A 15,313-nucleotide genomic window follows, 5' to 3' on the forward strand; every position below is an offset into this window, starting at 1 on the left:
TGAATAATATTTTTTAAGATATAAATTATAACTTGTTTATTATTAAAACAAAGGCAAAGTTGCAAACATGCTAAGTCAATTGATAAAAAAACCATCACCTATGATGGTGGGTATTGATATAGGATCGCACTCTATCAAGGCCGTGCTTTTAAGTGAAACAGAAACCGGGCTTCGATTAGAAGCTCTTGCAATTGAACCTATGCCTAAAGGCGCTATGAGCGAGCGCAACATTCAAGACATTGAAGCAATTGGCAATGTGATAACCAAGTTAAAACGAAAGCTTCCAAAGTCACTAAAATTTGCAGCTGTTGCTGTTTCAGGGCAAACAGTGATTACCAAAGTCATTTTCATGGATGTTTCCTTAAGCGACGCTGAATTAGAATCACAGATTGAAATTGAAGCCGATAGCTTGATCCCCTATCCATTAGATGAAGTCAGTTTAGATTTTGAAAAACTCTCTACTAACAGTGCCGACCCGAGCAAAATTAATGTTCTACTTTCTGCAGCGAGAACGGAAAGTGTGGAAGCGAGAGTAGGCGCACTTAGTGCTGCCAACTTAACTGCAAAAGTTGTGGATGTTGAAAGCTATGCATTAAGCCGGGCTATGGATGTTTACTACCAACAGCTACCATCAGACGCGTTTGATAAAACCGTTGCAGTAGTTGATATAGGTGCGGTGCTTACCTTGGTCAGTGTAGTGCAATTTGGTGAAACTATTTACACCCGCGACCAGGTATTTGGTGGTGACCAATATACAAATAGTATTGTTGCTTACTACAACAAAGGCTTTGATGAGGCTGAAATTGGTAAAACAACGGGTGATTTACCACCTAATTATACATTTGAAGTGTTAGCGCCTTTTCAAACATCATTATTGCAGCAAGTTCGTCGTGCTGTGCAAATGTTTTTAACAACAACAGGCAAAGAGCAGTTGGACTACATCGTACTGACGGGCGGGTCAGCGATGATTAAAGGTGTTGATAGGTTATTAATCGAAGAATTAGGAATACACACGGTTGTTGTTGAACCATTTGATAAAATGGAAATATCACCTAGAGTAGATCGTAATATAATACAGCGCCACCGCACTCAGTTTGCGATTGCAACTGGTTTGGCGTTGAGGAGTTTTTCATCATGCCACATATAAATTTACTACCTTGGCGTGAACTTCAGCGTGAGCAGTCTAAAAAGAAATTTATAACATTGCTGATGGCAGTGGTTATTGTTTGTTTCGTAACTATGTATGCGCTGAGTACATTTTATAGCGCTCTAAAAGAAGGGCAAATGCTTAAAAATAACTATCTCAGCTCAGAAATTACAATGCTCGATCAGAAAATTCGCGATATACGCGACTTAGACATGAAAAAAGAAAATCTACAACAACGGATGCGTTTAATTGAAGAGCTACAAAGCAGCCGTAATTTAGGCACGCAAATAATGGATGAAGTGGCAAAAATAGTGCCTGCTGGAGTTTATTTAACTAAGCTTGAGCGTAAAGGTAGCCAAATTCATGTGTTAGGTAAAAGTGAGTCTAATAATCGTTTGTCTACTATGCTTCGACAGGTGCAAAGTTCTTATCTTTTAGAGCGCCCGACTATGCAAGGCATTGTTGCAGGCGATCAATCCTCTCGTTTACTCAGCGATTTTAATATGGAGTTCTACGTAAAACCATTTGGTAAAATAGGCGAGGTACCTAATGAACCTTGATTTTAAGTCGCTTACAGAAATAGATTGGAATGAAATAGAGCTCGATAACATAGGTGAGTGGCCTGTTATTGTAAAAACAATATGCGGCGCATTTGTTGCCTGTCTCGTATTGTTTTTTAGCTATAGCTTATTAGTGTCGGATGAAATTGAAAGCTACCATAACGCAGTGGCCAAAGAAATAGAATTACGCACAACCTACCGAACTAAATATGCAGTTGCCAGCAAGCTCGATATTTATCGTGAACAAATGGTTGAGATGGAAGATGAGTTTTCTCAGCTATTAAAACGCCTACCTACCTCAAATGAGACGCCAGGATTATTAGATGACCTTTCCTATGTGGGTACAACCAGCGGCCTAACATTTTTAAAAATTGGTTGGCTACCAGAAGTTGAAAAAGAGTTCTATACCGAGCTACCCATTAAAATTGAAGTAGTAGGCACTTATCATGAGTTCGGTGAATTTGTAGGAAAAGTGGCTCAATTGCCGAGAATAGTAAGTTTGCACGACTTTTCTATTTTATCATCTGGCGAAAAGCAGCTAACATTCAGTGTAGTAGCAAAAACTTATCGTTATGAAGAGGGGGTAAGATGATGAAGCAACTTCCCTTTTTAACTGTTGTAATATTGTTGCTCAGTGGTTGTAATGAAGATACATCTGAGCAAAAAGAGTTTATTGACCAGGTTAAGGCAAACACTACTGCACGTGTTGAAAAAATACCTGAGTTAGTTAAGTTTGAGCACTTTGAATATAACGCCAAAGATATACGTAGCCCTTTTGTAGCACCAGAACCAGAAATTATACAAAATAAGCTAACACAAGTTAAAAACTGTCTTCACCCAGATCCAGAGCGTGTCCGTCAGCCTCTGGAGAAGTACCCATTAGATAATTTAGCAATGAAGGGAACGATAGGGTCGAACAGTAATACATGGGCGCTCATTACAGCTGCTGATAACACCTTACACCGAGTATCTATAGGAAGCTATTTAGGCACCTATGATGGAAAAGTAAGCAGTGTTAATAGTGACTATATTGAATTAGTAGAATTAATCCCTGATGGGTCAGGTTGTTGGAAAGAACGTTTGACCAAATTAGAAATGTTAGAGGCGGCAACTAATGGCGCAAATTAATAAGAAAAATGGTACTCCCTATATGCATAAAGATGAGTGTTCGCATCACCGTATTTTAACGACGTTGCTATTTGTATTTTTATTACTAATGATGAAAACGGTCAGTGCAGCTCCTTTACTCTACGACGTTCGATATAACCCATTACTTAAAGGTGAAACCGAATTACAGCTGGTATTTGATGAAGAATTACAGCAACAACCTGATGTACAAGTTTTTAATAATCCGGCACGGATAGAGTTATTATTTAATGCAGTTGAACTAGATGAAGGGTTGGCAAATATTGTTATTAACCAAGCAGGGATAAGTAACATTAGTAGCATGATGACTAGTGCAGGTTTAAAAGTAACCATTAACTTGGAGCGATTAAAAATTTATGAGGCTGAAGTTAATAACAACCTATTTTCAATAAGAATATCTGATAACCCTCTAGCAAAACAAATCGTAACAACCAGTGAAGATGCACCTGCTCGTGCCTCTAATTATATCAATGGCATTCAAGCAATTGATTTTCGCCGCGGTGAAAAAGGTGAAGCAAAAGTACTTGTTTATCTGCAAGATACACAGGCCGCTATCGAGGTTCATGAAAGTGGCGGGAAAATCATTGCAGAGTTTCACCATACCGATATTTTAGATGACTTATTGTATGAATTAGACGTACTCGATTTTGGTACTGTGGTGAGCAGTATAGAAACGTTTAAGGAAGATAATCTGACACGCATTGTAATTGAACCTAATAAAGCTTTTGCTTACACGTATCAGCAAATAGAAAATATTTTTACCTTAACGGTTGAGAAAGACGAGACTCAAAATGGATTCTTAGATGGAGGTAAAGAGTACTTAGGCCGTCCTATGACGCTTAACTTTCAGGATATCTCTGTGCGTGCTGTATTACAGATTATTGCGGGCTACAATGACTTTAACTTGGTAACTAGTGACTCAGTGACTGGCAACATTACCCTTCGCTTAGATGGTGTTCCTTGGGATCAGGCGTTAGACGTAGTACTAAGAATAAAAGGTTTAGACAAACGTATGGATGGCTCTATTTTAATGGTAGCGCCATCTGAAGAGCTTGCTGCCCGTGAAGCAAAAGAGTTAAAAGCAAAGCAACAAGTAGAGGATTTAGAGCCACTATATAGCGAATACATCCGTTTAAATTACGCCAAAGCAGAAGATTTTGCCGACTTACTAAAAACAGATACCAATAGTATTATTACAGCGAGAGGCAGCGTGTCTGTTGATCAGCGAACTAATACGCTACTAATGAAAGATACCGCAAAAAGCATTGAAAGTGTTCGCCGCATGGTCGAAACCTTAGACATCCCCGTCAAACAAGTGGTTATAGAGGCGCGCATGGTAACCGTTCGTGATAATGTAACCGAAGACTTAGGCGTTCGTTGGGGGTTCAGTGATCAGCAAGGTTCTGATGGTGTTTCTGGTACATTAGAAGGTGCTGAAACAATTTCTAATGGAAATATTCCGAGTCTTACAGATCGACTCAATGTTAATTTACCCGTAGCGAATCCATCGGCAAGTATTGGTATGCATATAGCCAAACTAGCTAATGGAACATTAATTGATTTAGAATTAACCGCGCTCGAAGAAGAGAATAAGGGTGAAATTATAGCGAGTCCGCGTATCACTGCTGCTAACCAGCAAAAAGCACGCATTGAGCAAGGTACTGAGATCCCCTATGTTGAATCTGCTTCGAGTGGCGCAACAACCGTAAGCTTTAAAAAAGCAGTGTTGAGTTTAGAGGTGACACCTCATATCACACCAGACAACAAAGTTATTTTAAACTTAATAATTACTCAAGACACCCGTGGTGATACCGTTCAAACAGGAACTGGCCCAGCTGTTGCCATTGATACGCAACAAATTGAGACTCAAGTTCTCGTTGAGAATGGACAAACGGTAGTGTTGGGTGGTATTTTTCAACAGCAAATTATTAATTCGACCAAAAAAGTACCTTTATTGGGCGACCTTCCTTACGTAGGAAGACTATTTAAAAGCACAAGCGAGTTTAATGAAAAGCGCGAACTGCTGATTTTTGTCACACCTAAAATTCAAATAGACTAATTACCTAACCTGAATTCTGCAGAGATAGATTAACTCTTCAGGGCTCAGGTTATTCAAACTATCTAGGCTGAACAACAAGCTAGATGGTTTTGGCATGTTATTTAGTTATCTTGGTGTGAACACTCCCTGTAAATGTACAATTAGGCAGTATATAATTTTTATTGTGTACTGTACTGCGGATGCATTTTAAGACTGCGTTAATGTTGCTTGTAACTGAGTTTTTTGTGAAATTACTATGCAAAAGCGTTTACCAAGTAACACGTAGTAGCCTTTAATTGCATAAATTTTAACCCTAGAAGATAAATTTGCCTATAATAAGGTGCTTTTTTGTTAACCAATGGGTAATTATTTAGTTTAATTGCTCGTTATATGGCTTTTTATCCTAATTGACTTGAAATACCCGACCGATTACTGAGATAATCCCTTTCTTAATTTTGGGGCCAGGTCGTTAGGCGGGGTTTTATTTCAAATTTTAGAGTTCGTTTGTACTAAAAGATATGGCTGAGAAACGTAATATATTTCTAGTTGGCCCCATGGGGGCTGGCAAAAGCACGATTGGTCGTCACATCGCTGACCAATTACACCTTGAATTTGTTGATTCTGATCAAGAAATCGAACGTCGTACGGGCGCAGATATTGCCTGGGTATTCGATCTTGAAGGTGAAGAAGGCTTTAGACTTCGTGAAGAATCTGTTATTGGCGATTTAACCGAGATGCAAGGTATTGTTCTTGCTACTGGTGGTGGCTCAGTAATGAGTAAAGAAGTTCGAAACAAGCTTTCGGCTCGCGGTATTGTAGTATACCTAGAGACACCGATTGAAAAGCAAGTTGCACGTACGCAACGCGACAAGCGTCGCCCATTACTGCAAACAGAAGAAGCACCTCGTGATGTACTTGAGCGCTTAGCAGAAGAGCGTGAACCATTATACAAAGAAGTAGCTGATTTTGTTGTACGCACTGATGAGCAGAGCGCGAAAGTTGTTGCTAACCAAATAATCGAGAAATTGGATTTTTAAAAGCCAGTATTAAAAGGACTAACCCAGCATGCTTGAATTAACTGTTAATTTAGACGAGCGAAGTTATCCTATTTATATTGGTCAATCTGCACTTCAAGATACAGGCCGTCTAATCCATCACATTGGTGATTGTCGGCCTATCATCATCACTAATGACACTATTGCGCCGCTCTATCTTCAGCAGTTGCTTGACTCATTATCACAGCAAAACCCACTTCATTTTATTATTCCAGATGGCGAGCAATATAAATCACTCACCTGGTTTGAAAAAATATCAGCATTCTTACTTGAAAATAACTGCGGTCGTGACACCTGTTTAATTGCATTAGGTGGTGGCGTAGTTGGCGATTTAACTGGTTTTGTTGCGGCCTGCTATCAGCGCGGTGTGCCTTTTATTCAAATACCTACCACGTTATTATCTCAAGTAGATTCCTCCGTTGGTGGTAAAACAGCAGTAAACCATCCGCTTGGTAAAAATATGATAGGGTCTTTTTACCAACCACAAGCTGTGTTTGTAGATACGCGTTCGCTACATACTTTACCTACCCGTGAGTTTGCTGCAGGCATGGCTGAAGTTATTAAATATGGCCTGATTTACGATACTGAATTGTTTGCTTATTTAGAGCAAAATATCACTCAATTACAACAGTTAGATGAAGCCTGTTTACAGCATATTATTTTTAGATGCTGTGAAATTAAAGCACTCATCGTTGCTCAAGATGAGAAAGAGCAAGGCTTGCGTGCACTATTAAATTTAGGACACACGTTTGCCCATGCAATAGAAGCACAAATGGGGTACGGCGTGTGGTTACATGGTGAAGCCGTAGCGACAGGTATGGTGCTTGCTGCCAAGCTTGCTCATACTCGTAACGATTTAACACAGCAAGACCTAGAGCGTATTGCTACATTAATAGCAGCATATAATTTACCAATCGATATCCCTAATGATATGACCAGTGAGCAATTTTTACTGCATATGCGCAAAGATAAAAAGAATAAAAAAGGGACGATCCGATTTATTTTACCCACCGAATTTGGTCAATGTGCATTAGTTGATGATGTATCAGATGATCAAGTTAGAGCATTGATCGAGCAATAAATGCAGTCACAAATTTTACCAAGCCGTGCGGCTTTGGTGGATAGAATCGCATTACAATTTGAATATGGTCAAAACTTAATTGTTTTATTAGGCACCTCTGGTCTGGGTAAAAGCTATTTGCTTGAAACCTTCATTACTGATAAATATAACGATTTTAATAAAGCATTTGTGCAAGTCGGTGCCCAGATGACTGATGTGCAGTTAATGACTCAGTTATTAGAGCAAAGTTTTAACGCCCCTTTAGTTGATCACAATCTAAGCTTATCGCAAAACTATTATCAATTAGCGAAACAACAACAATGTGGGGCGTGCTTGTGGGTTGTTGATGGCGGCAGGCACCTATCCGAAGAGCTAATCGCAGAGCTTGAGCTACTATCAAAAAATGCACCTAATGTGCTTTATATTATGATTGCATCACAGTCTAAATTACCCTTTAAAGATGCAGTAAATATTCATTTAGAACCATTAAATATAGCTGAAAGTAAGCAACTTATGGGGTGGTACTTTACGAACCTACCCTATGACGAAGATCCTGTCTTTCAAACTTTTTTAGTTGAAGCTCATGGTAACCCAAGCCTGTTATTAGCCTGGCAGCCAAGCGAGCAGGTTGCAGATATTGTCGTTAAAGATAAGGTATCTTGGCGATTACAGCTGCTCACATTGTTATTAATAATTATGCTGTTGATTATTGGCCTTGTGTACAAAGCCGATATGACCCAGTGGTGGGAAAATGCTAATCGCCAAATTGATGAGCAAGTGCTATCAACCGCCATTACAACTGAGCAAGCTATTGAAAATAAACCACAGAAGCGAGTGCCTTTAAGTAGTGAGCCGCCAGCAGCTGTCCTTCAAAAGCTCACCCAAAAAACCAATAACAATGTTCCAGCGATTGTTGGGAGCTTAACGGAATCAACGAATGTTGTTGAACAGGAAAAGCCGGCATCAAAACCCGTTGAAGAAAAGCCGGCATCAAAACCCGTTGAAGAAAAGCCGGTTACTAAACCTGCCCAGACAAAGCCGCAAAACCCAATAGTAAAAATATCCAGTAATTGGTACTTACAACAACCTGAGGATAATTTTGTTATTCAGCTCTTAGCTGTAACTCAGCAGCAGGTAGGGAACGAGTTTATTGTTGAACATAAGCTAGAAAATATCACTAATACCTACCAAACTAAACGAAATGGTAAAATGTGGTGGGTAGTAACTACAGGCAACTTTGTTAGCTTAAATGAGGCAAAACAAGCACTGCAAGTACTTCCTGCTGAGGTTAGAAAAAATAAACCTTTCTATAAAAAAATTAGTAAAATAAAACAAGAAATTGCACGAGTTGATCAGTAAACTCAGTAACTTTAGTGTAAAATCGCGCAACACCGAATTGAAGTAAAGAGCCAATGCAGCAAAAGAGTAGAGCCTTCCTTAAATGGGCTGGCGGAAAATACAGCCTCGTTGAAGATATTAACGCGCGACTAAATCAAGCAAGTAAGCATGCTGATACCTTGGTTGAACCTTTTGTTGGTGCGGGCTCAGTGTTTTTAAATAGCAACTTTAAACACTATGTACTCAACGATATTAATGCTGATTTAATCAATTTATATAAAGAGCTCAAACGTTCGCCTGATGAGTTCATTAGTGATGCTAAAAAGCTTTTTGTTGATTTAAACAACCACTCAGATGCGTATTATGATTATCGTGTGCAGTTTAATCAAAGCAGTGATGTGTATGAGCGAGCCATCTTATTTTTATATATGAACCGCCATGGTTATAACGGATTATGCCGCTATAATTTAAAGGGTATTTTTAATGTACCTTTTGGTAAATATAAAAAGCCTTATTTTCCTGAAAAAGAAATGTACTTTTTTGCTAGCAAAGCGCAACAAGCTACATTTACTTGCCTAGGATATGATGATGTATTCAAGCTGGTGCCTAAAAATGCAGTGATTTACTGCGATCCGCCTTATGTGCCATTAAGTAAAACTGCATCTTTTACCTCGTATGCAAAAGGCGGGTTTAATTTGGATGATCAGGCTAATTTAGCGAACTTAGCTGAGCAAGCAGCTTTTGAGAATAATACGCCAGTCCTTATTTCAAATCACGATACGGTATGGACACGCAAAATTTACAGCCAAGCTTCTTTGGATAAAATTCAGGTTAAACGCACGATTAGCCCAAAAGGCGGTTCACGAAATAAAGTAGATGAGCTAATGGCTATGTACTTAGCACCGAAGTCACGGTTGCGTAAATAGCCAGTACAAATAATACAAAAAGTATCACGGCAATAGCTATTAATGTAATAGGGGAGTGGTGTTTAAAGTCTGTTTGACGCTTATCTTCAGATTGCACACCAAAAAATGCCGCTAGCACACTTTGTAACGCGCTTAAGAAATGCTGCATTAATTAAAATAATGGTTTGATTGAAGATGGCTTGTGGTTGTCGTCAGTACCTGTTAATAACTCTAGGAAATCTAGGTAATGAAACTGGGCACTGCGGCTATTGCCGGTTAGCCAAGAAGCCCAAGAAGAGTCTTCTTGAATTTGAATGCAGCGATTTGCGCTATGATTAATAGCGTTAGTTTGATCTTTATGAAGACAAGTGTTGGCTGAACTTAATTCTTGCTCAGTATTTGAAGAAAGCGACGCAGCTCCAATAATGACACTTACCGACGTGATTAATAATCCAATTTTAAAAACACGCATAATATAAACCTAGTAATTTAGTTCTCCACCAAGCATAACAAACTTGCTTAAATAATACACTTTATTTTTAGCTATATTCAAAGCTAATCATGCCGCAAAATTTGTTTATAAGCGTGATTTATCCTTTTAGCTCACGCGCTTTGTCGTTGTTATAGTTAATAACAGTTAGTCGCTAGCGTTGCTAATTTAGCGTTATTTTTAAAGGTGTTACTTGGGTAACATCGTTAATTAAGTTACATTAACGCCATAAATTATTCATTAATGGATTAGCAATGCTCAATTGTGAACAAAAATACTTAATAGCGCCCTCAATTTTATCCGCAGACTTTGCACGCCTTGGCGAAGATGTTGACAGAGTCTTAGCTGCAGGGGCTGATGTTGTCCATTTTGATGTAATGGATAACCATTACGTACCTAACTTAACAATAGGCCCAATGGTGTGTAAAGCACTTCGCGATTACGGGATTAAAGCTCCTATTGATGTTCATTTAATGGTGAAACCGGTAGATAGTTTAATTCCACAATTTGCCGAGGCGGGGGCGTCAATTATTACCTTTCATCCAGAAGCCAGTGAGCATATTGACCGCACTTTACAATTGATAAAAGATCAAGGTTGCCAAGCAGGTCTAGCTTTTAATCCTGCAACGAGTTTAAGCTACCTTGATCATGTAATGGATAAAATAGATGTTATTTTATTAATGTCGGTGAACCCCGGATTTGGTGGGCAAAGTTTTATTCCACAAACACTTGAGAAACTGCGAGAGGCAAAGCAACGCATTATTGATTCTGGGCGTGATATTCGCCTAGAAGTTGATGGCGGTATTAAAGTAGATAATATTGCAGCGGCGGCTGAAGCGGGTGCTGACATGTTTGTTGCAGGCTCTGCTATTTTTAATCAGCCTGACTATAAAAGCGTAATTGATGAAATGCGCCAACAATTAGAAAGTATTAAGTAATGAAATATGATGCGGCACTATTTGACTTAGACGGCACGCTAGTTGACAGCGTGTATGACTTATATATGGCCTTAAATCTTACGCTAAGTGATTTAGCGTTTCCCATAGTCAGTCAGCGATTAGTTGAAAGCTGGGTAGGTAATGGCATTGAGGTGTTAGTAAAGCGAGCTCTTTGCGGTGATATACAAATTAGTGAACACCTTGATGAGACTCTGAGTGAGCGAGCCATTAAGCTTTTTTATCAACATTACAGTGAGCTGGTTGGTGAATACAGCGTATTATATCAGCATGTTGAAACGGGCCTTGCTGCTCTCAGTGGTATGCCCAAAGCACTTATTACCAATAAAGCACGCCGCTTTACCGAACTACTTTTAGATAAACTGGCTATTCGCAGTCATTTTGAGGTGATTGTTTGCGGTGACGACATGGCAAAAAAACCGTCACCTGAGCCACTCTTATTTGCTTGTAATGCATTGAATATTTCGCCAGATAAAGCCATTATGATTGGTGATTCAAAGAGTGACATACTGGCAGCACAAGCCGCCAATATTGATGTGATAGCTCTTACTTATGGGTATCATCAAGGAGAGCAGCTCGGGGATTATAATCCACAGTACCTATGCGATAACTTCTTAGCTATAATACCCACACTTACACAGCGTTAAAATTTTTAATCAATTAAACACTAAAGGAAAATCATGAGTAAACCAGTAGTTTTAAGTGGCATTCAGCCAACCGGTGGTATGACAATAGGCAACTATGTTGGCGCTATTAACCAGTGGCTAAAGCTACAGGAAGACCACGAAAGTTTCTTTATGCTTGTTGATTTGCACGCAATTACTGTTCGCCAAGAGCCTGAGCTTCTTCGATCTCGTGTGTTAGACGGTATAGCCTTATATGCAGCGTGCGGTATTGACCCTGAAAAGTCTGCGCTTTTTGTGCAATCACAAGTGCCTGAACACGCACAGTTAGCGTGGGTATTAAATTGTTACGCACAAATGGGTGAGCTTAACCGCATGACTCAGTTTAAAGATAAGTCATCTAAGCATGCTAACAATGTAAACGTAGGTTTATTTTCGTATCCAGTATTACAAGCAGCAGATATTTTATTGTATCAAGCTGACCAAGTGCCAGTAGGGGACGATCAAAAGCAGCATCTAGAGCTAACGCGTGATATAGCTACTCGCTTTAATAACTTGTACGGCGACGTATTTAAATTACCTGAGCCATATATTCCAGAATTTGGCGCACGCGTAATGAGCCTTCAAGATCCGCTTAAAAAGATGTCTAAGTCAGATGAAAACCCAAATGGTTACATCATGCTATTAGATGAGCCTAAAAAGATCGAGAAAAAGCTTAAAAAAGCAGTAACCGATTCAGATGAGCAAGCACGTATTTACTTTGATCGTACAGAAAAGCCTGGTGTTTCTAACTTACTTACTTTATTAAGCGTGGCGACTAAGCGCTCAATTGAAGATTTGGTGCCAGAGTACGAAGATAAAATGTACGGCCACCTGAAAAAAGACACTGCAGATGCGGTAGTGAATATGATTGAGCCAATCCAAGCACGTTTTAAAGAGATCAGAGAAGATCAAAACCTACTTGATAGCATCATGAAATCAGGTGCAGAAAAGGCCAGTGTACGTGCAGAAAAAACACTTAAATCGGTATACGATGCACTAGGATTTATTCCTCGTACATAATTTGATTTATTAGAATAAGCGTAAAAAAATGCCGCTAATTTAGCGGCATTTTTGTGTAACTTTTAATAAGTACTTTTTTATAATTTATATTAAAGTAATGGTTTTAAGTAGTGCCCAGTATGTGAGCGCTGACATTCCGCCACTTCTTCTGGTGTACCTGCAATCAGTATTTCACCGCCGCCAGCACCACCTTCAGGGCCTAAATCAACGATCCAATCGGCAGTTTTTATTACATCTAAATTATGCTCAATTACTACAATGGTATTGCCATGATCGCGTAGGCGATGAAGCACCACTAATAACTGTTCAATATCAGCAAAATGAAGTCCCGTGGTTGGCTCATCAAGAATGTACAATGTTTTTCCAGTATCACGCTTAGAGAGCTCACGTGCTAACTTAATTCGCTGTGCTTCACCACCAGAAAGTGTTGTAGCGGCTTGGCCTAAACGAATATAAGAAAGTCCAACATCCATTAGGGTTTTAAGTTTACGTGCTATAGCCGGTATTTTATCAAAGTAGTCATGGGCATCTTCAACGGTCATGTCGAGCACTTGGTTGATGTTTTTGCCTTTATATTGTACTTCTAAGGTTTCGCGATTATAACGTTTACCCTTACACACATCACACGGTACATATACGTCTGGTAAGAAGTGCATTTCTACTTTAATAACGCCATCACCTTGGCATGCCTCACAACGCCCACCTTTAACATTAAAGCTAAAGCGACCTACTTTGTAACCACGTGAACGGGCTTCTTGAGTACCTGCAAATAGCTCACGAATACCAGTGAAAATACCAGTATAAGTGGCAGGGTTTGAACGCGGTGTGCGGCCAATAGGACTTTGGTCAATATCAATTACTTTATCAAAGTGCTCAAGTCCTGCAATTGACCCATAAGGAGCTGCTTCTGCAGTAGTTGCGCCGTTGAGTTCTGTGTGAGCAAGTTTAAATAAGGTATCGTTAATGAGCGTTGATTTACCCGAGCCAGATACACCGGTAATACAGGTCATTAAGCCAAATGGTATTTTTAAATCAACATTTTTTAAGTTATTACCCGTCGCTCCAAACAGCTCTAGCCATTTATCGTTAGTAGCATGGCGCTCTTTAGGCACTTCAATTTTACGCACGCCGGATAAAAACTGGCCGGTAACCGAGTCTTTGCTTGCTAAAATATCATCGCGTGTACCTTGAGCAATAACATGTCCGCCATGTACGCCAGCACCTGGGCCAATATCAATAATATGATCAGCGGCACGAATGGCGTCTTCATCGTGTTCTACAACAATAACGGTGTTACCCAAATCGCGTAAATGAACTAAGGTTTTCAATAAACGGTCGTTATCACGTTGGTGCAAACCAATTGAAGGTTCATCCAGTACATACATAACACCCACTAACCCAGCACCAATTTGACTCGCTAAGCGAATACGCTGTGCCTCACCGCCTGAAAGTGTGTCGGCGCTACGCTCAAGTGATAAGTAATTTAGACCTACATTAATTAAGAACGATAGGCGATCGCGAATTTCTTTTAGAATTTTTTCGGCGATTTGGCCTTTTTGCCCAGTTAAATGCAAGCCTTCAAAAAAGCTCATCGCCTCACCAATACTCATATGCGTAATGGTTGGCAAGTTAGTTTGACCAATAAATACATTGCGTGCTTCTTGGCGCAAACGTGAGCCTTTACAACTAGGGCAGGCTTGGCTGGTTTGATATTTGGCTAGTTCTTCACGCACTGAGTTTGATTCAGTTTCGCGGTAGCGGCGGTTCATATTGTTTAACACGCCCTCAAATACATGATTACGTGTAATTAAATCACCGCGGTCATTACGATAATTAAATGCAATTTTAGTATCACCAGAGCCATCTAAAATAATTTTTTTATGTTCTTTTGCAAGCTCTTGATAAGGAACATCTAAATCAAACTCGTAATGTTGTGCAACTGCTTGCAACATTTGATAATAGTAAAAGCTGCGTTTATCCCAGCCTTTAATTGCACCGCCAGCTAAACTTATTTCAGGGTTGTGAACCACGCGATTAGGGTCAAAGTATTGTCTTACGCCTAAACCATCACAGCTTTGACAAGCTCCTGCAGGGTTATTGAACGAAAATAAACGCGGTTCAAGTTCGGTCATCGCATAGCCACAGGTTGGGCAGGCAAAATTTGCTGAAAACAGCATTTCTTCAGCACTGCTATCATCCATAAAAGCAATGTTAGCAACGCCGCCTGACATTTCAAGTGCCGTTTCAAAAGACTCTGCAAGACGTTGCTGTTGACCCTCTTTTACTTTAAAGCGATCCACAACGACTTCAATAGTATGCTTTTTATGTAAATCTAGCGGTGGTGGATCGGATAAGTCGCATACTTCACCATCTATACGAGCACGAATGTAACCTTGACTGGCAAGTTGTTCTAATAGTTTTACATGCTCACCTTTACGGTCTTTAACAACAGGAGCAAGTAGCATTAACTTAGTGCCTTCAGGCAGCGCTAATGCGGTATCGACCATTTGACTAATTGTTTGCGCTGCGAGTGGTAAATCATGAGTTGGACAGCGAGGTTCGCCAACCCGTGCAAACATTAAACGCAGGTAATCGTAGATTTCAGTAATGGTTCCCACGGTTGAACGGGGATTATGCGAGGTTGATTTTTGTTCAATGGAAATAGCAGGGGAAAGGCCTTCAATATGATCTACGTCAGGTTTTTCCATTAATGACAAAAACTGCCTTGCATAAGCAGAGAGTGATTCAACATACCGGCGTTGCCCTTCTGCATAAAGCGTATCAAATGCAAGTGATGACTTTCCTGAACCAGATAAGCCAGTGATAACAATTAGTTTATCACGTGGGATGGTTAGGCTGATGTCTTTTAAATTGTGCGTGCGGGCGCCTCGGACTTCAATGTTTTCCATGCTATCTCGTTTATTGCCAAAATT

General features: G+C 39.8%; 15 protein-coding genes. 12 read left to right on the top strand and 3 right to left on the bottom strand.

Annotated features, from left to right (window positions below; genetic code table 11):
• Positions 1 to 67: 67 nt before the first annotated feature.
• From FLM47_RS01520 to FLM47_RS01560, 9 genes are all read left to right on the top strand, one after another.
• The gene (locus tag FLM47_RS01520) at positions 68 to 1,147 is read left to right on the top strand and encodes a pilus assembly protein PilM (protein WP_138607202.1); all 1,080 of its coding nucleotides are present in this window, start codon (positions 68 to 70) and stop codon (positions 1,145 to 1,147) included.
• A complete protein-coding gene (locus FLM47_RS01525; protein WP_178954730.1) occupies positions 1,135 to 1,707 on the top strand; it encodes a PilN domain-containing protein in 573 nt (190 codons plus the stop codon). Before FLM47_RS01520 ends, FLM47_RS01525 begins: the two co-directional genes overlap by 13 nt.
• Positions 1,697 to 2,299: a type 4a pilus biogenesis protein PilO gene (locus FLM47_RS01530; protein WP_138607198.1), complete on the top strand. Its 603-nt coding sequence runs from the start codon at positions 1,697 to 1,699 to the stop codon at positions 2,297 to 2,299. The genes FLM47_RS01525 and FLM47_RS01530 overlap by 11 nt, the downstream gene beginning before the upstream one ends.
• The gene (locus FLM47_RS01535; protein ID WP_171039617.1) at positions 2,299 to 2,835 is read left to right on the top strand and encodes a pilus assembly protein PilP; all 537 of its coding nucleotides are present in this window, start codon (positions 2,299 to 2,301) and stop codon (positions 2,833 to 2,835) included. Before FLM47_RS01530 ends, FLM47_RS01535 begins: the two co-directional genes overlap by 1 nt.
• Positions 2,822 to 4,912, top strand: a complete 2,091-nt coding sequence (locus FLM47_RS01540) for a type IV pilus secretin PilQ (protein ID WP_138607194.1) — start codon at positions 2,822 to 2,824, stop codon at positions 4,910 to 4,912. Before FLM47_RS01535 ends, FLM47_RS01540 begins: the two co-directional genes overlap by 14 nt.
• 497 nt (positions 4,913 to 5,409) lie before the next feature.
• A complete protein-coding gene (aroK, locus tag FLM47_RS01545; protein WP_008466255.1) occupies positions 5,410 to 5,928 on the top strand; it encodes a shikimate kinase AroK in 519 nt (172 codons plus the stop codon).
• A 28-nt stretch (positions 5,929 to 5,956) separates the two neighbouring features.
• Positions 5,957 to 7,027: a 3-dehydroquinate synthase gene (aroB, locus tag FLM47_RS01550; protein WP_178954732.1), complete on the top strand. Its 1,071-nt coding sequence runs from the start codon at positions 5,957 to 5,959 to the stop codon at positions 7,025 to 7,027.
• Positions 7,028 to 8,365 carry an SPOR domain-containing protein gene (locus FLM47_RS01555; RefSeq protein ID WP_178954734.1) on the top strand — a complete coding sequence of 446 codons (1,338 nt, stop codon included), beginning with the start codon at positions 7,028 to 7,030 and terminating at the stop codon, positions 8,363 to 8,365.
• A 53-nt stretch (positions 8,366 to 8,418) separates the two neighbouring features.
• Complete coding sequence (locus tag FLM47_RS01560; protein WP_178954736.1) at positions 8,419 to 9,270, top strand: Dam family site-specific DNA-(adenine-N6)-methyltransferase; 852 nt, start codon at positions 8,419 to 8,421, stop codon at positions 9,268 to 9,270.
• Here FLM47_RS01560 and FLM47_RS01565 read toward each other — a convergent pair.
• Positions 9,233 to 9,418 (bottom strand): DUF2970 domain-containing protein, encoded by a 186-nt coding sequence (locus FLM47_RS01565; RefSeq protein ID WP_178954738.1) that lies wholly within the window; start codon positions 9,416 to 9,418, stop codon positions 9,233 to 9,235. The two genes, FLM47_RS01560 and FLM47_RS01565, sit on opposite strands and share 38 nt — an antisense overlap.
• A 3-nt stretch (positions 9,419 to 9,421) precedes the next feature.
• Positions 9,422 to 9,721, bottom strand: a complete 300-nt coding sequence (locus FLM47_RS01570; protein WP_138607184.1) for a hypothetical protein — start codon at positions 9,719 to 9,721, stop codon at positions 9,422 to 9,424.
• 272 nt (positions 9,722 to 9,993) lie between these two features.
• Here FLM47_RS01570 and rpe point away from each other — a divergent pair, with 272 nt between their 5' ends.
• Genes rpe through trpS form a run of 3 tightly spaced genes read left to right on the top strand, consistent with a single transcriptional unit; the run spans position 9,994 to position 12,380 of the window.
• The gene (gene rpe, locus FLM47_RS01575) at positions 9,994 to 10,677 is read left to right on the top strand and encodes a ribulose-phosphate 3-epimerase (RefSeq protein WP_178954740.1); all 684 of its coding nucleotides are present in this window, start codon (positions 9,994 to 9,996) and stop codon (positions 10,675 to 10,677) included.
• Positions 10,677 to 11,342, top strand: a complete 666-nt coding sequence (locus FLM47_RS01580) for an HAD-IA family hydrolase (RefSeq protein WP_178954742.1) — start codon at positions 10,677 to 10,679, stop codon at positions 11,340 to 11,342. Before rpe ends, FLM47_RS01580 begins: the two co-directional genes overlap by 1 nt.
• Positions 11,343 to 11,375: 33 nt before the next feature.
• Positions 11,376 to 12,380: a tryptophan--tRNA ligase gene (gene trpS / locus FLM47_RS01585; RefSeq protein WP_138607179.1), complete on the top strand. Its 1,005-nt coding sequence runs from the start codon at positions 11,376 to 11,378 to the stop codon at positions 12,378 to 12,380.
• Positions 12,381 to 12,469: 89 nt separating this feature from the next.
• On the opposite strand, the gene uvrA is transcribed toward trpS, so the two are convergent.
• The gene (uvrA, locus tag FLM47_RS01590; protein WP_076918874.1) at positions 12,470 to 15,289 is read right to left on the bottom strand and encodes an excinuclease ABC subunit UvrA; all 2,820 of its coding nucleotides are present in this window, start codon (positions 15,287 to 15,289) and stop codon (positions 12,470 to 12,472) included.
• Positions 15,290 to 15,313 lie beyond the last annotated feature (24 nt).

The sequence above is a fragment of the Pseudoalteromonas sp. Scap06 genome (assembly GCF_013394165.1).
Classification (GTDB): domain Bacteria; phylum Pseudomonadota; class Gammaproteobacteria; order Enterobacterales; family Alteromonadaceae; genus Pseudoalteromonas.